Origin of the sequence: Rhodococcus sp. 852002-51564_SCH6189132-a (assembly GCF_001665495.1) — a bacterium.
Taxonomy (GTDB): Bacteria; Actinomycetota; Actinomycetes; order Mycobacteriales; family Mycobacteriaceae; genus Rhodococcus; species Rhodococcus pyridinivorans.
Genome location: NZ_LZMJ01000085.1, coordinates 88,698 through 108,784 on the forward strand (window position 1 = coordinate 88,698; position 20,087 = coordinate 108,784).

A 20,087-nucleotide genomic window follows, 5' to 3' on the forward strand; every position below is an offset into this window, starting at 1 on the left:
CGTGCACGGCGTCCACGACACCGAGGCCGGACCGTCCAGTACGGTCGGGCCCGTTCGGCGTGACCGCCTCACCGGCGGTGTGTTCGCCGCGGGTGTGGTCGTCTCCGCGTTCCTGATGTTCTGGGGAGCGTGGGAGCGGCGCTGGATCGCCGACGACGGTCTCATCGTCCTGCGAACCGTGCGCAACCTCCTCGCCGGCAACGGGCCGGTGTTCAACGCGGGGGAGCGTGTGGAGGCCAACACCTCCACCGCGTGGACGTACATCGTCTACGCGGGCGGATGGCTCACCGGCCTCCGCCTCGAATACGTGGTGCTCACGATCGCGCTCGTGTTGTCGACGGGCGCGATCGTCCTCGCCATGCTCGGCGCCGCACGCCTGTACCGGTGGCGACTGCGCGCCACCACGGGCGCCGTGCTGCTCCTGCCCGCCGGTGTCCTCGTCTACATCGCGGTGCCCCCGGCCCGCGACTTCGCCACCTCGGGCCTCGAGTCCTGCCTGGTGATCTGCTGGCTCGGCCTGCTGTGGCTGCTCATGGCCCGGTGGGCGACCCCCACGCCGGGAGGGGACGGATCGCTCCCGGGTACCGGGCAGATCCTCGCCACGGCGTTCGTCGCCGGACTCGGCCCGCTCGTGCGACCCGAACTCGCGCTGGTCGCGGTGCTCGCACTCGCGATGCTGTTCCTCGCGCCCGGCCTCGACCTGCGCATCCGGGTCGCGATGGTCGCGGTCGCCGGGATGATCCCGATCGGTTACCAGATCTGGCGCATGGGCTATTACGGACTGCCCTATCCCAACACCGCGGTCGCCAAGGACGCCGGTGGTGCCAAGTGGTCGCAGGGCCTCGAATATCTCGGCAACCTCGTCTCGCCGTACCTGCTGTGGCTGCCGCTGCTGGTCCTCGCGGTCCTCGCCGCGCTCGTCCTCGCGACCAGCCGTGAGGTGGTGGGCCTCACCGCAGCGGCGGCGCGTCCCGATCCGCGCGACGTGCGGGCCACGCTGACCTGGGCGCAGAAGCTGTTGCGCACGCCGACCGCCGTCGTCGTGCTGTTCCTCGGCTCCGGTGTGCTGCTCGCGCTGTACTCGCTGCGTGTGGGCGGCGACTTCATGCACGGCCGCGTCCTCCTGCCGCCGCTGTTCTGCCTGCTCCTGCCCGTCGCCGTCGTCCCGCTGCGGATCCCGGACCGGGCGGAGCTCGGCAACAACCGGCCGACGCAGGTCGCGGGTGCGTTGGCCGTGCTGTGGCTGGGCACCGTCGTGTGGACGGCCGCCGCGGCCAACACGACCGGCATGACCGAGGGCGCCGTGGTGGGCCGATCCGGCATCGTCGACGAGCGCGCCTTCTACGCCCTCAACACCGGGCATCTGCATCCCATCCTGGCCGAGGACTATCTCGACTACCCACGTATGCGGGCCATGGTCGAGGCCATCGCGAACACCCCGAACGGCGGGCTGCTGCTGCCGACCCCCTCCTTCGACGCGTGGGACGTCGTGCCGCCACCCGAGCCCATCCCACCGGGCGGTGCCGGGCACACGGTGTTCTTCCTGAACCTGGGCATGACCAGCATGAACACCGGTCTGGACGTGCGGGTCGTCGACCAGATGGGCCTGGCCTACCCGCTCGCCGCGCACACTGAGCGTCTCGAGGACGGCCGGATCGGCCATGACAAGATCCTGTTCCCCGACTGGGTGGTCGCCGATTCGGGCATGGTCGACGTCCATCCGTGGATGCCGGGCTATCTCGACGAGGACTGGGTCGCGATGGCGAAGACCGCGCTGACCTGTCCCGAGACCCGGGAGATGATCGATTCCTCGAGCGCCGAACTCACGTGGGCACTGTTCAAGAGGAACCTGCGCAACGCGTTCGACTACGCCTCGTACCGGATCGAACGGGTGCCGAAGTACGAGATCCAGCGCTGTGACCTGCCGATGCCACCGCCGCGGGGGTGACGGCCGGACACCGAGATCAACTTGGCCCCCTTCGACTGTCTCGATAGGATCACGACGCATCACGGATGGGTAACATTCCGGCAGCGCGTGCTTGACCTATAGGTCAAGAGGTGCCCAAGAGCTGTTGAAACCAGGGTTTGTCAGAGATCACGCGGTCCTTTACAGTTTTGACCGCAGTGTGACTTGGGGCGGCCTTCCGCGGTCGTCATCGCCGGAATCCGGGGGACGCGAACGCGGACGCCGCAGACGAGAAAGAGAGCATTGTTCATGCGTTTTGTCCCGAGGTTGAGGCAGGGCCTTCGACGGCGACTGCTCGGCACCGCCGCCGCAGCTCTGGTCCTCCCCGTGGCTGCCGGCCTCGTCGGAACCACCGCCGCCGTCGCCGCGCCGGCGCAGGGAGCGCCGGTCTCGCACCGCGCGCCTGCAGGGGGCTTCGAAGAGGTCTTCGTCGAGTCCGACATGGGCCCGATCAAGGTTCAGATCCAGTGGGCCGCGCGCGGTGGCGACGCGGCGCTCTACATGCTCGACGGCCTGCGCGCTCGGGACGACGCGAACGCCTGGACGTTCGAGACGAACGCCCTGCAGCAGTTCGCGAACGACAACGTCAGCCTGATCATGCCGGTCGGCGGACAGTCGAGCTTCTACACCGACTGGTACGCGCCGTCCAACCTGAACGGCCAGGACATCACCTACAAGTGGGAGACGTTCCTGACGGAGCAGCTGCCCGACTATCTCGCCACCCGTGGCGTGTCGCGCAACAACAACGGCATTCTCGGCCTGTCGATGGGCGGTTCCGCCGCCCTGACCCTGGCCGCCTACCACCGCGACCAGTTCAAGTTCGCGTCGTCGTTGTCCGGCTACCTGAACCTGTCGGCTCCCGGCATGCGTGAGGCCATCCGCGTGGCGATGCTCGACGCCGGCCGCTTCAACGTCGACTCGATGTGGGGCCCGCCGTGGAGCCCGGCGTGGCTGCGCAACGACCCGTTCGTCTTCGCTCCGAAGCTCGAGGGTCTGTCGCTGTACATCTCGGCCGCCAGCGGTCTGCCCGGTGAGCACGACAACCCGCAGGGCTTCGTCGGCTACTACAACACCGCCAACGGCATGGCGCTCGAGGCGCTGTCCCTCGCCCAGACCCGCGCGTTCCAGCTCAAGCTGGCGACGCTCGGCATCCCGGCTACCTTCGACTTCCCGGCGCGCGGCACGCACGCATGGAAGTACTGGGAGGATCAGCTGTGGAAGGCACGCCCGCAGATCCTCGAGGCGCTGAACGCGTTCTGATCTCCGGTACGCACTGCTAGCAACGACGCCGCCCGCTCACCGATCCGGTGAGTGGGCGGCGTCGTAACTTTCTGCAACAATTTTCTCACCTGTCACAGCGCGGCACCCGCGATTCCGGGTGCCGCCGGTGTAGAAACAACATCCGGGACTCCGGTATCCCGAGTCGGCATACCCAGCCGGGGCGCCCTGCCACTGCCGCCGTCGCGGTCCACCCGAAGCCGCACTTCGGCAGGAAATCCGGCAACGCAGAAAGTGAGCGATGCAGATGCGAACTGAGCTCGAGCACGGTGAGCGACGGACGGGTCCGAGCAGGAGAGCGGCTCGCGTCGCGGGTGCGCGGCGCAGAAGATCCCGTGCGCTCGCACTGATCGCCGCAGCTCTCGTCGCGCCCGTCGCCGCAGGTCTGACCACTGTCTCGGTGGCTACCGCCGATCCGCTCATCGCCCAGTCCGGCCCCACGAGCACTGCCGGTGCGACCGTCCGCTCTGTCGACTGGCTCACCGATCGCCGCGTCGCTCTGTGGATCGACTCGCCGTCGATGGGGACGCCGATCCAGGTGCAGCTGCTGCTCGCGCGCGACTGGAACAGCAAGCCCGACGCGAAGTTCCCGTCGGTGTTCATGCTCGACGGCATGCGCGCGCGCGACGACGAGAACGGGTGGACGCTCGAGACCGATGCGGAGGCCTTCTTCGCCGACAAGAACGTCAACGTCGTGCTGCCGGTGGGCGGCCAGTCGAGCTTCTACTCCGACTGGATCGATCAGAACAACGGACAGAACTACAAGTGGGAGACCTTCCTGACGAAGGAACTCCCTCCGCTGCTCGAACGCGACTGGCGTACCACCGACAAGCGTGGCGTCGTCGGCCTGTCGATGGGCGGTACCGCCGCGATGTTCCTACCCGCCCGCAACCCGGGCTTCGCGCAGTTCGCGGCGTCGTTGTCCGGCATCCTCACCACCACCACCCTCGGCATGCCCGAGGCCATCCACTACGCGATGCAGGACGCCGGTGGTTTCGACTCCGAGGCGATGTGGGGTGCGCCCGGCTCCGAGGGCTGGGAGTCGCACGATCCCTACCTGCTCGCCGACAAGCTCGAGGGCGTGAGCCTGTACGTCTCGAGCGGCAGCGGCACCACCGGCCCCCACGACGATCCGTCGGGCATCCCCGGGGTCAGCACCAACTACGCCGGCATGGGCCTCGAGATCCTCTCGCGCCTCACCTCGCAGGCGTTCGCGACGAAGCTCGAGAAGCAGGGCATCCCCGCCCAGATCGTGTACCGGCCGTCGGGCACCCACACGTGGAAGTACTGGGAGTTCGAACTGCACCAGCTGTGGCCGCAGCTCGCCAACACCCTCGGGGTCGAGGTCGACAAGCCCGAGTGCAACCCCACCGGCGCCTTCGGCGATGTGGCGAACGTGAACGGTTGGCTCGGCGACTGCCTCACCGGTGAATACGACGTCGCCGGTGGCAAGGTGCAGGACTTCCGCTTCGGCCGCGTCTTCTCGTCCGACGGCACGACGGTGCCGGTCGCGGGTGCGATCGGCGGCGCCTACCAGGGTGTCGGCGGTCCGGCCGGGCAGCTCGGCTATCCGACCACCGAGGAACGCGTCGCACCCGACGGACGCGGACGGTTCAACCATTTCCGGAACGGCGCGATCTACTGGACGCCCGAGCACGGCGCCCATGCGCTCCGCGGAAAGATCTTCGAGGAATGGAAGAACCAGGGCTGGGAGGGCGGACCGCTCGGCTACCCGATCCTCGACGAGGCGGCGACCCCCGACGGCCGCGGCGCGGTCCAGGGCTTCGAGATCGGCGCCATGTACTGGAGCGAGGACACCGGCGCCCACGGCGTGCAGGGCATGATCCTCGACAAGTACTCCCAGCTCGGCTACGAGACGGGAGTCCTGGGCTACCCGACGGCCAGCGAGCAGCCCGCAGGGCGTGACGGTCGCTTCAACGAGTTCCAGCACGGCAACATCTACTGGAGCCCGCTCACCGGTGCCTGGCCGGTCCGCGGCAAGATCCTCGAGGCGTGGCTCGCCGAGAAGGGTGCCGAAGGACGTCTGGGCCTGCCGATCAGCGACGAGTTCCCGGCCGTGGACGGCAAGGGTGTCCAGCAGAACTTTCAGAACGGCTTCATCACCCTCGACGGCGACGAAGTGAAGCTGCAGCCGTAACCGAACGACAGCAGGGTCGGCCCGTGTAACCGGGGGAGGAGGGACGCTCCTACCGGCCGCACGGGCCGCTCTGTAGCCTGGGGCGCATCTGACCAAGTTCGACCGACATCCCGGATGTGAGGACCCCACCACATGCCTGCACGGACCCGCTCACGCTCGACCCGAGTCCTCGGCGCCCTCGCTGCGGCACTGACCGCCACGGCCGTTCTCTCCGCGTGCGGAAGCGACGACTCCACCGCGACGAACACGCCGACGACGTCTGCCGCCACGGAAACCTCGGCGTCGACATCGACCTCCGCGGCCGAGACATCCCCCGGCGCGGCCGGGGCCGAGACCACGGGCGAGACCGAGACGAGCGAGGCGTCCCCGGCTCCGTCCTCGCCCGCTGCCGGAGACGACGATGCCGGAGAGGACACGGGCGCGGCACCCGCTCCCACGCCCGGCGCACAGGCCTTCCTCGACGGTCTCCGCGCCGAGGGCGTCGAGCCCAGCGACGAGACCGGCGCGGTGAACATCGCCGACTACATCTGCAGCGCCCAGGCGCAGGGCGGGTCGCCGGAGGAGATCAAGGTGTTCGTGACCGCGCTCGTGGGTAGTGATGCTGCAGCCGGTGGTGTCGAGTTGTCGGAGGATCAGGCCTCCTCGACGGCCGACACGTACATCGCCGTCGCCGGCGAGACGTACTGCAACTAGGGAACGCGGGGACAGCACGAATGGTCAGGACGAAGCAGCGTCGCGGACGCAGGATCGTGGTCGTGGGGGCGCTGCTCGTCCTGGCGATCGTGCTGGTGCTCTGGTACATGCTCGCGGGGCGGCTGGACATCCCGTCGCCGATTCCTACCCCGCCCGGGCCGGAGGAGCCGCAGTCGCAGCCGGCCTCGTGCCCCGACGTGCAGGTCGTCGCGGTGCCGGGCACCTGGGAGTCCGCGGTGGGCGACGATCCGTACGCTCCGGCCGCGAACCCGTACTCGCTCATGCTCAACGTGACGAGGCCGCTGCAGGAGCGTTTCGACGCCCAACGCGCCGATGTCTACACGGTGCCGTACGTCGCGCAGTTCTCGAACCCCATTGCGATCCCGCCGGACGGCCAGCAGTCCTACAACAACAGCCGCAGTGAGGGATTCGCGGCCACCACCGACATCCTCGCGCGACGCTCGGCCGAGTGCCCGCTGACCACCTACGTGCTCACCGGTTTCTCGCAGGGCGCCGTGATCGTGGGCGACGTCGCCGCGCAGATCGGTGCCGGCAACGGCCCGGTCCCCGCCGACCGGGTGCTCGGTGTCGCACTCGTTGCCGACGGTCGCCGCGACGGGGTCTCGGGCACCGACATCGGTGCGCCCGTCGCCGGAGTGGGCGCCGAATTGTCGCTCGACGGCCTGCGGCTGCCGGGGATCACGATGACCGGCGCGCGTCCCGGTGGCTTCGGGGAGCTCGACGACCGCACGATCCAAATCTGCGCGCCCACGGACAGTATCTGTGACGCACCACCGAACGCGCTGAATCCCGCCAACTGGATGTCGGCCGCTCCGCGCCTGCTCGAGTACGTCAACAACCCGATCCACGCGATGTACAACACCTACGTCGTGGACGAGAACGGCACGACCGCGACGCAGTGGATCGTGAACTGGGCGGCGGAGAAGATCGATGCCGCACCGGAACCCGCAGAAGAATGAGGTGCGGCCGTCGCTGCACGCGGGGGAGGTTCGGGCCCGAGTGAACCCTCCCACATATTACTCGCCGGTAGTGTCCGATCTCACCACCCGGTACACTCGAAAGACGGACTGCCTTTAGACTCATCCCTCGGCTGCGGCCCGGCCGTCCGGGATCGTGGCGCACGACGACTGCCACAGGAGAAGAGGTTCATGGTGCCAGTGACGGCACGGCGAACGGCCGGCCCCCTCCGGGGGCGTAGCGACGGCCCGCGACCGGGAATGATCCTTGTCACGAGCTCTCGCCTCGGTCGGGCGTACGTACCGGGGCGCCGATCCTGGGCAGCAGAGGGCGGCGGGTTGCACCGTCGGTCGGTGTCGGCGTCGAAAAACCCTCGCACACAATCGGATCGTGTGCTCGTCTCGTTCGACGGGCGCGGAATGTGTGTGTGAAGACGACCATGTCGTATCTTTGTGTTTCCCGTGTGCGAGGGGAAGCGTTCTTCCCGGCGACCGCACTTTGCGTGGGTGCGCGTGATGCCGATCTGTAACATATTCGTGATCTGGGGTCGATGGACACGTTCGAGGAACGGACCGCCGGAAGCCGTGGGGGGCGGTATCGGTACGACGATCCGCCGGCGCGGAGGAAAAGTTAGTGGCGCAACCATGTCGAGTGGTTGTGGGATCGCTTCGACAGGGAGAAGGAATTGAGCGTCGGGTTCGAAGAGTTCATCGATGAGAACGGGCGGATCAGGCTGCCTGAAGGGCAGACCCTGCTCGATCACCTCGAGGGGAACTTCGCTTCAAACGGTGACGACCTCGCCTACCGGTACATCGACTACTCGCGGGAACGCGACGGCGAGGTGCACGAGCTGACCTGGGATCAGTTCGGCGTGCGCATCAAGGCCATCGCCGCGCGCCTGCAACAGGTCACGGCTCCCGGCGACCGCGTCGCGATCCTCGCTCCGCAGGGCCTCGACTACGTCGTGTCCTTCTTCGCCGCGATCTACGCCGGCACCATCGCCGTGCCGCTGTTCGATCCCGACGAGCCCGGCCACACCGATCGCCTGCACGCCGTTCTCGGCGACTGCACCCCCAGCGCGATCCTCACCGCCACCTCGTCCGCGGCCGGCGTGCGGCAGTTCTTCCGCCCGCTCCCCGCTGCGCAGCGTCCCCGCGTGATCGCCGTCGACGCCATCCCCGACTCGGTCGCCGAGTCCTGGAACCGGCCGCCCATCGGCACCGACGACATCGCGTACCTGCAGTACACCTCCGGCTCGACCCGCGTTCCCGCCGGCGTCGAGATCACTCACCGCTCGGTGCTCACCAACGTCATCCAGATGGCCGACTCCATCGAGCTCGACGAGTCGTCGCGCGGCGTGACCTGGCTGCCGCTGTTCCACGACATGGGCCTGCTCACGGTGATCCTGCCCGCGGTCGGCGGCAAGTACATCACCATCATGAGCCCGCGTGCCTTCGTGGCCCGGCCGAGCCGCTGGATCCGCGAGCTTGCCGCCGTCTCCGACGGTGCCGGCACCTTCGCCGCCGCCCCGAACTTCGCGTTCGAGCACGCTGCGGCACGCGCGGTCCCCAAGCCGGGCGAAGAACTCGACCTGAGCAACGTCATCGGCCTGATCAACGGCAGCGAGCCGGTCACCACGTCGTCGATGCGCAAGTTCAACGAGGCATTCGGGCCCTACGGTCTGCCTCGCACGGCGATCAAGCCGTCCTACGGCATGGCCGAGGCCACCCTGTTCGTCTCCTCCACCCGTCACAGCGACGAGGCGAAGGTCATCTACGTCGACCGCACCGCACTCAACGCGGGCCGGGTCATGCGCGTCGAGCCCGATGCCGAGAACGCCATCCCGCAGGTCTCCTGCGGTTACGTCGCACGCAGCCAGTGGGCCGCGATCGTCGACGCCGAGACCGGCACCGAGATGCCCGATGAGCAGGTCGGCGAGATCTGGCTGCACGGCGAGAACATGGGCATCGGCTACTGGGGTCGCAAGGAAGAGACCGACAACACCTTCCACAACCGCATCACCAAGCGTCTGGCCGAGGGCAGCCACGCCGAGGGCACCCCGGACGACAGCAAGTGGCTGCGCACCGGCGACTACGGCGTCTACATCGACGGCGAGCTCTACATCACCGGTCGCGTCAAGGACCTCGTGATCGTCGACGGCCGCAACCACTACCCCCAGGACCTCGAGTTCTCGGCGCAGGAGGCCAGCTCCGCGCTGCGTCCCGGCTTCGTCGCGGCGTTCGCGGTGCCGGCCAACCAGCTGCCGCGCGAGGTGTTCGACAACGACGCCTCCGGCCTGCAGTTCGATGCCGACGATTCGTCGGAGCAGCTCGTGATCGTCGCCGAGCGCGCCCCCGGCGCCGGCAAGGCCGATCCGCAGCCGATCGCCGACGCGGTACGTGCCGCGATCTCGTCCCGGCACGGTGTCACCGCCCGCGACGTGCTGCTCGTGCCGGCCGGTTCGATTCCCCGTACGTCCAGCGGAAAGATCGCGCGTCGGGCGTGCAAGACCGCATATGTCGAGGGAACGCTGCGTGGTGGTTACCAGCAGCAGGCATTCCCGGACAGCGTGTAAGAACGAATGTCCTCTTTCCCGGGTAGCGTGGTGGGTTGATGTCTGACACTGAAATGACGGTTGCGCAGCTGCGCGAATGGCTGCGCAACTGGATCGCCGACGCGACCGGGCAGCCGGTCTCCCAGATCTCGGACGATCGTCCGATGGAGGAGTTCGGGCTGTCCTCCCGGGACGCCGTCGCCATGGCGGGTGAGATCGAGGAACTCCTCGGTGTCACCCTCAACGCGACGATCGCCTACCAGCACCCGACGATCGCGTCGCTCGCGACGCGCATCATCGAAGGTGAGCCCGAGGCACCCGCCGAGGACGACTCCGCCCTGTACACGGTCGGTGCCGCGGCGGGTTCGAAGGACGTCGCCATCGTCGGTCTGTCCACCCGTTTGCCGGGCCACGTCGACACCCCCGAACAGATGTGGGAGCTGCTCGCGTCCGGACGCGACGGCATCTCCGATCTGCCCGAGGGCCGCTGGTCGGAGTTCGAGAACGATCCCGCCGTGTGGGAGTCGATCCGCAACGCCAACACCAGGGGCGGCTACCTCGACGACGTCAAGGGCTTCGACGCCGAGTTCTTCGCGATGTCGCCGCGCGAGGTCGAGATGGTCGACCCGCAACAGCGCCTCGCGCTGGAGCTGACCTGGGAAGCACTCGAGCACGCGCACATCCCGCCGAGCGACCTCAAGGGCGGCTCGGTCGGTGTGTTCATCGGCAGCTCGGCGAGCGACTACATGCTCCTCGCGGTCGGCGATCCGTCCGCAGCGCATCCCTACGCGCTCACCGGCACCTCCACCGCGGTCATCGCGAACCGCGTGTCGTACTTCTACGACTTCCACGGCCCGTCGGTCACGCTCGACACGGCGTGCTCGTCGTCGCTGGTCGCCGTGCACCAGGCCGTACGTGCGCTGCGTAACGGCGAAGCCGACGTCGCCCTCGCCGGTGGCGTCAACATGCTGCTGGCCCCGGCCGGCACCCTCGGTTTCGACGAACTCGGCGTCATGGCACCCGACGGCCGCATCAAGGCGTTCTCCGCCGACGCCGACGGCATGATCCGCGCCGAGGGCGGGGGTCTCGTCGTGCTCAAGCGTCTCGAGGACGCCGAGCGCGACGGCGACGACATCCTCGCGGTGATCGCCGGTTCGGCCGTCAACCAGGACGGCCGCTCCAACGGCCTGGCTGCTCCCAACCCCGAAGCGCAGGTCGACGTGCTGCGCCGCGCCTACCGCGACGCGCAGATCCTGCCGTCCGGTGTCGACTACATCGAGGCGCACGGCACCGGCACGGTGCTCGGCGACCCGATCGAGGCCGACGCGCTCGGCCGCGTCGTCGGTCGTGGCCGCGAGGACGACAAGCCGGTCCTGCTCGGTTCGGCCAAGACCAACTTCGGTCACCTCGAGTCCGCCGCGGGTGCGGCCGGTCTCATCAAGGTCGTTCTCGCGATGCAGAACGATCAGCTGCCCCCGACGCTCAACTACACCGCGCCCAACCCGTACATCCCGTTCGACAGCGCGCACCTGAAGGTCATCCCCGAGGGCGCGAAGTGGCCGCGCTACACCGGTCGCGCCGTCGCCGGTGTATCCGGCTTCGGTTTCGGTGGCACGAACGCGCACGTCGTCGTGCGCGAGTACACCGGCCCCGAGGGGCTCGAAGCGTCCGAGGCCGAGGTCGAGGTCCTGCCGGAGGAGATCCCCGCCGCGGAGACCACCGAGCAGGCCCGCGAGCTGCCCGTCCTGCTCGCCGTCTCCGCTGCGATGCCGTCGCGTCGCCGCCGTGCCGCCGCCGATCTCGCCGACTGGCTCGAGACCGAGAAGGGCAGCACGACGCCGCTCGCCGACGTCGCCCGCACGCTCGCTCGTCGCAACCACGGCCGGTCCCGCGCGATCGTCGTGGCGAGCAACCACGGTGAGGCGATCGCCGGTCTGCGTGCCGTCGCCGCCGGCAAGCCCGCGCAGGGCGTGTTCACCGCCGACGCTCCCGCCTCCAAGGGCGCGGTGTGGGTGCTCTCCGGCTTCGGTGCCCAGCACCGCAAAATGGCCAAGCAGCTGTACCTGGAGAACCCTGTCTTCGCGGCGGCCGTCGACGAGGTCGACGAGCTGATCTACGACGAGTCGGGCTACTCCATGAAGGAGAAGTTCCTCGACGACGCGCAGGACTACGACGTCGAGACGGCGCAGGTCGGCATCTTCACGATCCAGATCGGTCTCGCCGCGCTGCTGCGCCACCACGGTGCCGAGCCCGCCGCGGTCGTCGGCCACTCGATGGGTGAGGCCGCCGGCGCCTACATCTCGGGCGGACTCTCGCTCGAGGACGCCGTGCGCGTCATCTGCTCGCGTTCGCGTCTGATGGGTGAGGCCGAATCCGGCCTGACCGGCGACGACATCCGCCTCATGGCGCTCGTCGAGTACAGCGCCGCCGAGATCACCGACGTGCTGCCCGACTTCCCGCAGCTCGAGGTCTGCGTCTACGCGGCGCCGACGCACACCGTCATCGGTGGCCCGCAGGAGCAGGTCAACGCGATCGTCACGCGTGCCGAGGCCGAGGAGAAATTCGCCCGGGTCCTGCAGACCAAGGGCGCGAGCCACACCTCGCAGGTCGATCCGATCCTCGGCGAGCTCGCGGCCGAGCTCGCCGGCATCGAACCGCACCGCCTGAAGGTCGACCTGTACTCGTCGGTCGACCAGGAGACCCTCTACCGTGCAGGTCACGAGGGCATCCACGACGTCGAGTACTGGACCAAGGGCATGCGCCACAGCGTGTACTTCACGCAGGCGATCCGGCAGGCGCTGTCCGACGGGCACACCACCTTCGTCGAGCTCAACGCCAACCCCGCGACGCTCATGTCGGTCGCGGCGACGGCCTTCGACGCCGGTGTGCAGGACGGCCAGTTCATCCAGACGCTCAAGCGCAAGGAGGACGAGTCCCTCGGTGTGCTGACCGCGCTCGCGCAGTTGTACGTGCACGGGCAGTCCGTCGATCTGAGGACGCTGCTGCCGGAAGGCGACTACGCCGACCTGCCGCGCACCGCCTTCCTGCGCAAGCCGTACTGGGTCGACGCCAGCATCGGCACCTCCGGCAACGGCCGCGCGCCCGGCGCCCGGGTCGCACTGCCCGACGGCCGCTACGTGTGGGAGGTGCAGGCATCCGCCGTCACCGATGCGGCCGAGCTGGTCGTCGCGGCGGCCTCGCAGGTGCTGTCCGATGTCACGCTCACCGCGTCCATCCCGCACACCGACGTCCCCGCGACCGGCACCCTCACCACGACGCTCACCCGGCACCCGGGTGGCGCGTCACTGCAGGTGCACGCGAACACCGGCGACGGTTTCACGCTCGTCCACGAGGGTGTCGTCACCTCCGGTGAGCCGCTGCCCGCGCCCGTCGCGGTGGCCGCGAAGCCGGCCGCGCAGGCCGAGGAGCTTCCCGAGGTCGTCGAGTCGTTCGGCGACCAGTGGGATCCCAACGGATCGCAGAGCCTCGACGACCGCCTGACGCTGATCGTCGCCGAGTCCATGGGTTATGCGCCCGAGGATCTGCCCGCCGAGATCCCGCTCATCGAGCTGGGCCTCGACTCGCTCATGGCGGTCCGCATCAAGAACCGCGTCGAGTACGAGTTCGACATCCCGCAGCTGCAGCTGTCGGCGGTCAAGGACGCGAGCCTGCGCGACGTCGCGAAGTACCTGCGATACGCCGTCGAGAACCGCGAGGAGGTCGCGCAGCTCGCCGAGCAGCAGGCCGCCGAGAAGGCAGCCGAACGCGCCGCCGCTGCGGAGCAGGACGATCTTCCCGAGGTCGAGGACACCACCGCGGTGGGCGAGGCCGAGCAGATTCTCGCCGAAGCCGAAGCCGAAGCCGAAGCCGAAGCACAGACCGCGCCCGAGACGGCCGAGCCCGAGCAGGAGTCGAGCGGTGTCGACGTGCCGCCGCGCGACGCCGCGGAACGGTTGACCTTCGCCTCGTGGGCCGTGGTCACGGGCAAGTCGGCCAAGGGCATCTTCAACCCGTTGCCGAAGCTCGACCGCGATGTCGCCGAGAAGCTCGCGGCACGGCTGACCGAGCGGGCCGAGGGTGAGATCACCGTCGACGACGTGCTCTCCGCCCCGACCGTCGAGCAGCTCGCCGAGACCGTCCGTCAGCATCTCGAATCCGCCGATCGCATCGACGGACTCGTGCGCACCCTGCGGCCCCGCGCCGAGGGATCGGACACCGTGCCGGTCTTCGTCTTCCACCCCGCGGGTGGTTCGACGGTCGCGTACGAGCCCCTGCTGCGCCGCCTGCCCGCGCACACCCCGGTGTTCGGTTTCGAGCGCACCGAGGGCCCGATCGACACCCGCGCACAGGCGTACCTGCCGCTCATCAAGGAGATCCAGGGCAACGGCCCGTACGTGCTGTGCGGCTGGTCGCTCGGCGGTGTCCTGGCCTACGCGGTGGCCCGTCTGCTCCGCGAGGAGGGCAAGGACGTGCGTCTCGTCGGCCTCATCGACACCGTCATGGCCGGTGAGAAGGTCGAGGACACGCCCGACGAGATCCGCAAGCGCTGGCAGCGTTACTCGGCGTTCGCGAAGAAGACCTACGGGGTCGACGCGCCGCTGCCCTACGACCTGCTGGCCGAGGCCGGCAGCGACGAGGAGCAGATCGGCATCCTGATGGGTCTGCTCGAGCTGAGCGGGGCGCAGATCCCCGGCGGCATCATCGAGCACCAGCGCACGTCGTGGCTCGACAACCGCGCCATCCAGACCGCGGATCTGCTGCCCTACGACGGCAAGGTCGTGCTGTACATGGCCGACAAGTATCACGACGACGCGATCGATCTCGAGCCGGCCTTCGGGACCCGGCAGCCCGACGGTGGGTGGGGCGAGGTCGTCGCGGATCTCGAGGTCGTGCACGTCGGCGGCGATCACCTGCAGATCGTCGACGAGCCGTACATCTCGAAGGTGGGGGAAGACCTGACCCGCAAGCTGGCCGACATCGAGGCCTCGAGGAGCTGAACGAAGAAGTGAGCACCACGGCACAGAAGCTGGCCGAGTTGCGCGAGAAGCTGGAGATCGCGAAGGAGCCTGCCGGCGAACTCGCGATCGCCAAGCGCGCGAAGAAGGGCATCCCGAGCGCTCGTGAGCGCATCGACATGCTGCTCGACAGGGGCAGCTTCGTCGAGATCGGCGCGCTGATGAAGATGCCGGGCCGCGACGATGCGATGTACGGCGACGCCGTCGTCGTCGGGCACGGCACGGTCGACGGCCGCCCCGTCGCGGTGTTCTCCCACGACCAGACCGTCTTCGGCGGCAGCGTCGGTGAGATGTTCGGCCGCAAGGTCGCCGCGGTCCTCGACTTCGCCCTCAAGATCGGTTGCCCCGTCGTCGGCATCAACGACTCCGGTGGTGCCCGCGTGCAGGACGCCGTCACCTCGCTCGCCTGGTACGGCGAGATCGGCAAGCGTCACGAGCCGCTGTCGGGTCTGTGCCCGCAGATCTCGGTGATCGTCGGCAACTGCGCCGGTGGTGCGGTCTACGCGCCGATCAACACCGACGTCGTGGTCGCCACCGAGGGTTCGCACATGTTCGTCACCGGCCCGGACGTCATCAAGGCGGTCACCGGTGAGAACGTGAGCCTCGAGGAGCTCGGCGGTGCCCGTCAGCAGGCCGAGTACGGCAACGTGCACCACGTCGCGCCGGATGAGAAGGCCGCTTTCGAGTGGGTGCGGCAGTACCTGAGCTACATGCCGTCCAACGCGCAGGAGAAGCCTCCGATCATCAATCCCGGTCTCGAACCGGAGCTCACGCCCGACGATCTCGAACTCGACACGTTCATGCCCGACGCCGACAACTCCGGCTACGACATGCAGGACATCCTGCTGAAGATCTTCGACGACGGCGAGTTCCTCGAGGTCCGCGCACAGACCGCGCCGAACATCATCACCGGCTACGCCCGCGTCGACGGCCGGGCGGTGGGCGTGGTGGCGAACCAGCCGCTGTACCTGTCGGGTGCCCTCGATGCGGCTGCTGCCGACAAGGCCGCGCACTTCGTGCGCGTGTGCGACGCCTACGACATCCCGCTCGTGTTCGTCGTCGACACCCCCGGCTTCCTGCCCGGTGTCGAGCAGGAGAAGATCGGCGTCATCAAGCGTGGCGGCCGCTTCTTGTTCTCATATGTCGAGGCGTCGGTCCCGAAGGTGACCGTCGTGGTCCGCAAGGCCTACGGCGGCGGTTACGCCGTGATGGGGTCGAAGCAGCTCGGCGCCGACATCAACTTCGCGTGGCCCACCGCGCGTATCGCCGTGATGGGTGCCGAATCGGCTGTCGCGGTGATCGGTCGCCGGCAGATCGAGGCCGCGGGCGAGAACGCTCCGGCGGTGCGCCAGCAGCTCATCAACTTCTACAACGAGCACGTGGCCACGCCGTACATCGCGGCCGAGCGCGGATACGTCGACGCGGTGATCGAGCCGTCGACCACCCGTCTCGAGATCCGCAAGGCGCTGAACCTTCTTCGCGACAAGGAAGTGTTCAAGAACCCGCGGAAGCATCACCTGCTGCCGCTGTAGAGCCGTTGCCGACGGGGCCTGTGCACCAGTGCGTGCACAGGCCCCGTCGTGTGTATCCGACGCCGCCCCACCGGGCCGGGGGTCAGGGAACGGTCCAGGAACCCCGGCCCGGCAGGAAGGTGATGTCGGTGGTCGTCACGACCGCCTCGATACGTCCGGAGCCGGTCTCGAACCAGGGGTATTCCCATCCTGCGGAGGGGATGGGCGGGTAGATCGGCAGGGTGACGGTGCCACGCTGTCCGGTGGTGACGTTCGTCCAGTTCACGAGGCACGGGCACTGGAAGCTGCTGCCGAATCGTGAGAAGCCGGGACGCTCGGGGTCCACACCGACGGTCACGCCCTCGTTGACGAGGAGACCTCCCCACCCTGCGGAACCGGTGCCACCGACCGCGCCGATCACAGGGCTCAGGGTCGTAGCCGCCACAGGCTCCGCGGACGCTGCGGGAGCGGTGACCACACCGAGCGCGAGCGCCGCGCCCAGGGCTGCCGTGAATGCGATCTTTCTCGAGGTCGTCATGCCATGTGTGTCGCCCGTCGGCGTCACTTCCGTTACTCGCGCCTCATCCGTCACTCGTAGACGCGCATCGGCGCGGGTTTCCACAACCCGGACCTCGTCACCTCGGTGGTGGTCAGTTCGGCCGGCTGCGCATTCGGGTAGAAGCGCACGTACCGCTCCACCGAACCCCAGTCGCGCCCCCAGTCGTTCTCGAGGTAGGTGGGCACCTGCTCGGGTCGCGCCAGGACCTCCGCGAAGCCGAGCGGGCCACCGTTGTCGGCCGACTGCCAGGTGTCGGTCGACGACACCGCGAGCGGACGGTCGGGGAGGACCCGGTAGTTCGGCATCTCGGCCACACCGGCCCAGTGGTCGAACGGCCGCTGGCACGGGAACTGCAGACCCACGGCCCAGTCCAGCAGGAGCGGCTGCTCGGAACCGAGCTGGGCGTCGAGCCGCTCGAGGGTGGGGACGCGCGGCGGCGTGAACGCCAGCCACTGGTCGCCGGTGAGGTTGGGGTCGTTGGCGACGATGCGGACGGCGTCGACGTCGTCGGGCAGGTCGGCGAGCGGCACACGCAGGTTCCGCCACGACGGTGCGGGGCCGATGTCGCGCGGCAGGTAGGTGCCCTTCGCCTCGACGCTGCCGTCGGCCTGGCGGGTGCCGTACTCGACGAGCAGCGACTGGCCATAGGTCAGTGCACCGGTGTCGTCGTACGACCAGATGCGACCGGCCGCGGAGATGATCACCAGCGGCGTCTCGTCGGTGATCCCGGGAAGGGCGTACCAGCTGGAGGTGAGCGCGGCGGGTTCCTGCACACCCTCCTGGTAGCTGCCGAGCACCGGGGTGACGGACGGGTCGAGCCCGAAGGGCAGACGCACGGTGCTGCCATTGACGGTCTGCTCACCGGAACCACCCGTGGTGCCGCCGCCCGCGCCCGTCTCGAAGGTCGGGCCGACGCTCTGGTTGTCGGTGTTGCCCTGACCCGGCTTGACCTCGACGTAGTCGGCGGTCAGGTCGGACGGCACGCCGTCGGGAGTGAAACCGCGCGGCGCCGCACCGGCGAGCGGGTCGTCGTTTGCCGGCGGATCGGCGGGGTCGATGATCGGTGCGAGGCGTCCCTCGTTGGGGTCGGCCTCGACGAGCACGTCGTTCGCGAGACCGCAGGTCTGCCCGGCGACCGCCCCGATGTTGGAGCGAGCGAGCGAGTACGCCGGGTATTGCGACACCGCGCCCTTGAGCAGCGACAGCACCTCGAACAGCACCATCACCGCGGCGACGACCGTGAGCGGCGCAGCCGCGAGGGCGCGGATCCGCCGGCCCTTCTTCGTCTCGGGCGACTCCGGCGGCGGTGCGTAGCCCTCGCGGAGGTACTGCCACGCGACGAGCACCAGGGCGAGTCCGAACAGGACCAGGAACAGCGAGCTCGACTGGTAGCCGCTCAGCGAGACGGTCTTGTCGAACCACGGCACGCCGTAGCTCGAGACGTACCACCAGCCGTTGATGCCGGCGAACGACACCGCCAGGACGAACAGCACTCCGGCGAGGAAAATCGTGCGGTTGCGCCGCGACCGCAATGCGCTCGCGGAGACCACGACGGCGGTGACCGTCGCGAGCGATCCGGCGATGCCTGCGTACGCCCCGAAGTGGTGGGTCCACTTCGTGGGGTTGAACATCATGAAGAAGATCGTGCCGAAGACGATGCCGAGCAGACGCCAGGTCGGGCTCACGGCGACGCCGGGGATCCGGCGGCGGCGCAGCAGCACGAACAGCGTCGTGAACAGGCACAGCAGCATCGTGAGGAACGCGAAGCGGCGCGGCAGCGACCCGTCGACGGTCTGCACCATCAGGTAGTAGTAGCGGAGGAAGTCGTTCCACCACTCCTCGTTGGGGCCGATGATGGTGCGCACGCGGGTCGCCTCGAGGACCGCGGCGAGGGTCTGGTCGGAGAACACCACGACGAGCACGAGCATCCCGGCGGCGCCGATCGGGGCGAGCAGTGGCAGGGTGCCGACCTCGCGGTGGCGGCGCACGATGATCCGCGTCATCGGCCGGATGCCGGCGATGAGCGCGGCGATACACATCAGGCCGGTCGGTGCAGCGGCGAGGGTGAAGGCGCCGATGAACACCGCCGTCGCGGCGGGCAGCAGACGACCGGTCGCGATGGCGCGTTCGATCGAGCACCAGGTCAGCAGCGCACCGAGCGCGACGATCGGCTCGGGCCGCAGACCGTTGTTGTAGGGCAGCCAGAAGGCGAGGAAGACCAGTCCGCCGGTCCACAGTGCGATGCGGTTGTGCCGCACGGCCCGGCCGAGACGCGGCACCACCTCACGGCTGATGACCATCCAGCACAGGATTCCGGCGATCAGTGCCGGGATGCGCATCCATGGGCTGGCCGTGGAGATCTTCGCGAACGCCGCCAGCACGTCGTAGTACCAGCCGAAGGGAGCTTCGGGGACACCGAACCAGCGGAAGTAGTTGGCCATGTAGCCGGAGTTCTCCGCCGCCCGGGCCATGGTCAGCAGGTAGCCGTCGTCCGAGGTGTTCGCGCCGAAGAAGTGCCAGCCGACGAGCGTGAGGACCACGACGACGTCGACGCCGGTGAACTTCCACCAGCGGGACGGCAGGAAGCGGCGGTGACCGCGACCGTCCGTGCCGTCGAGCTTGGCCAGCGCGCCGAGCGCGAGTGCCGTCGACAGCACCGCGAGGACCATCGCGAGGGACTTGACCAGCGTCGGCGACGACGTGAACCGGGAATCGACATCGACGGTGACGTCGAGGCCGGGAACCGCGGTCGGCAGGTCGCTGAACACGCCCACGACGAGCGGCCGCAGGTCGCCGGTGAGCTCACCCGACCGCGGGTTGCCGTTCTCGTCCGAGAGGCCGACGAACTCGGCGGTGGTGCGTTCGGAGTCGGAGAAGATCTGCAGTTCGCTGCACGCACCCGACTCGACGTCGGCGCGCGGCGCGGTCGCGACCACCACGTTGCGGTCGAGCACGTCGACGTTCTCGGCGCCGACCCGCACGAACATCGCGTTGAGGGCGGCGTCCTGCCCGTTGGTGGGGGCGGTCGCGAGCAGCATCCCGCCGTCGCCGGGCATCTCCGCGACGGCGCTGCACGGCACGGTGGCGCGGAGCTGGAGGGGGACCTGCGACATCAGCGGCAGTTCGACGTCGGTCGCCGCCGCGTCCTGCGGCCACGACATCGTCGCCTCGGTCACGCGGACCGGGAGAAACGGTGTGGCCAGCGCCAAGATCATGCCGAGCAACCCGGCGACGACGGCGACGAGTCGCGCAGTCCGGTACCGAGTGCGAAGGTCCTCGCCCATCGACCGGGGGGCGGTCGGAGCGGGCGCGGGTGAGGTCGTCACGTCGTCGGGCACGGGAGTCGATGGTATCCGGCGACGTGGTGTGACGGCA

At 68.9% G+C, this 20,087-nt stretch carries 10 protein-coding genes; 8 read left to right on the plus strand and 2 right to left on the minus strand.

Annotation, left to right across the window (positions count from 1 at the left end; translation table 11 throughout):
* Position 1: 1 nt before the first annotated feature.
* From zomB to A5767_RS21170, 8 genes are all read left to right on the plus strand, one after another.
* Entirely contained in the window at positions 2-1,948 is a 1,947-nt protein-coding gene (zomB, locus tag A5767_RS21135) for a flagellar motor control protein ZomB (RefSeq protein WP_082937762.1), read from the plus strand.
* Between the two features lie 267 nt (positions 1,949-2,215).
* The gene (locus tag A5767_RS21140; RefSeq protein WP_006553442.1) at positions 2,216-3,226 is read left to right on the plus strand and encodes an alpha/beta hydrolase; all 1,011 of its coding nucleotides are present in this window, start codon (positions 2,216-2,218) and stop codon (positions 3,224-3,226) included.
* Between the two features lie 259 nt (positions 3,227-3,485).
* Entirely contained in the window at positions 3,486-5,402 is a 1,917-nt protein-coding gene (locus tag A5767_RS21145) for an alpha/beta hydrolase-fold protein (RefSeq protein WP_064853082.1), read from the plus strand.
* A 132-nt stretch (positions 5,403-5,534) separates the two neighbouring features.
* On the plus strand, positions 5,535-6,095 hold the full coding sequence (locus A5767_RS21150) for a DUF732 domain-containing protein (protein WP_033097843.1): 561 nt from the start codon (positions 5,535-5,537) through the stop codon (positions 6,093-6,095).
* 20 nt (positions 6,096-6,115) lie between these two features.
* Complete coding sequence (locus tag A5767_RS21155) at positions 6,116-7,075, plus strand: cutinase family protein (RefSeq protein WP_024102678.1); 960 nt, start codon at positions 6,116-6,118, stop codon at positions 7,073-7,075.
* Positions 7,076-7,758: 683 nt separating this feature from the next.
* Entirely contained in the window at positions 7,759-9,648 is a 1,890-nt protein-coding gene (gene fadD32 / locus A5767_RS21160; RefSeq protein WP_006553446.1) for a long-chain-fatty-acid--AMP ligase FadD32, read from the plus strand.
* A 53-nt stretch (positions 9,649-9,701) separates the two neighbouring features.
* The gene (pks13, locus tag A5767_RS21165; protein ID WP_156665182.1) at positions 9,702-14,624 is read left to right on the plus strand and encodes a polyketide synthase Pks13; all 4,923 of its coding nucleotides are present in this window, start codon (positions 9,702-9,704) and stop codon (positions 14,622-14,624) included.
* An 8-nt stretch (positions 14,625-14,632) separates the two neighbouring features.
* A complete protein-coding gene (locus A5767_RS21170) occupies positions 14,633-16,174 on the plus strand; it encodes an acyl-CoA carboxylase subunit beta (protein WP_039583414.1) in 1,542 nt (513 codons plus the stop codon).
* Between the two features lie 82 nt (positions 16,175-16,256).
* Here the strand turns inward: A5767_RS21170 and A5767_RS21175 are convergent, their stop codons facing one another.
* Both A5767_RS21175 and A5767_RS21180 read right to left on the minus strand, forming a co-directional pair.
* Positions 16,257-16,691, minus strand: coding sequence for a hypothetical protein (locus A5767_RS21175; RefSeq protein WP_033097841.1), 435 nt, complete (start codon positions 16,689-16,691; stop codon positions 16,257-16,259).
* Between the two features lie 50 nt (positions 16,692-16,741).
* Positions 16,742-20,050 (minus strand): arabinosyltransferase domain-containing protein, encoded by a 3,309-nt coding sequence (locus A5767_RS21180; protein ID WP_064853084.1) that lies wholly within the window; start codon positions 20,048-20,050, stop codon positions 16,742-16,744.
* Between the last annotated feature and the right edge of the window lie 37 nt (positions 20,051-20,087).

Excerpts from the sequence above, each read along its gene's own strand:
- A5767_RS21150 (WP_033097843.1), top strand. The coding sequence starts at position 5,535 with ATGCCTGCACGGACCCGCTCACGCTCGACCCGAGTCCTCGGCGCCCTC.
- A5767_RS21155 (WP_024102678.1), top strand. The coding sequence starts at position 6,116 with ATGGTCAGGACGAAGCAGCGTCGCGGACGCAGGATCGTGGTCGTGGGG.
- A5767_RS21175 (WP_033097841.1), bottom strand. The coding sequence starts at position 16,691 with ATGACGACCTCGAGAAAGATCGCATTCACGGCAGCCCTGGGCGCGGCG.
- A5767_RS21140 (WP_006553442.1), top strand. The coding sequence starts at position 2,216 with ATGCGTTTTGTCCCGAGGTTGAGGCAGGGCCTTCGACGGCGACTGCTC.
- pks13 (WP_156665182.1), top strand. The coding sequence starts at position 9,702 with ATGACGGTTGCGCAGCTGCGCGAATGGCTGCGCAACTGGATCGCCGAC.
- A5767_RS21145 (WP_064853082.1), top strand. The coding sequence starts at position 3,486 with ATGCAGATGCGAACTGAGCTCGAGCACGGTGAGCGACGGACGGGTCCG.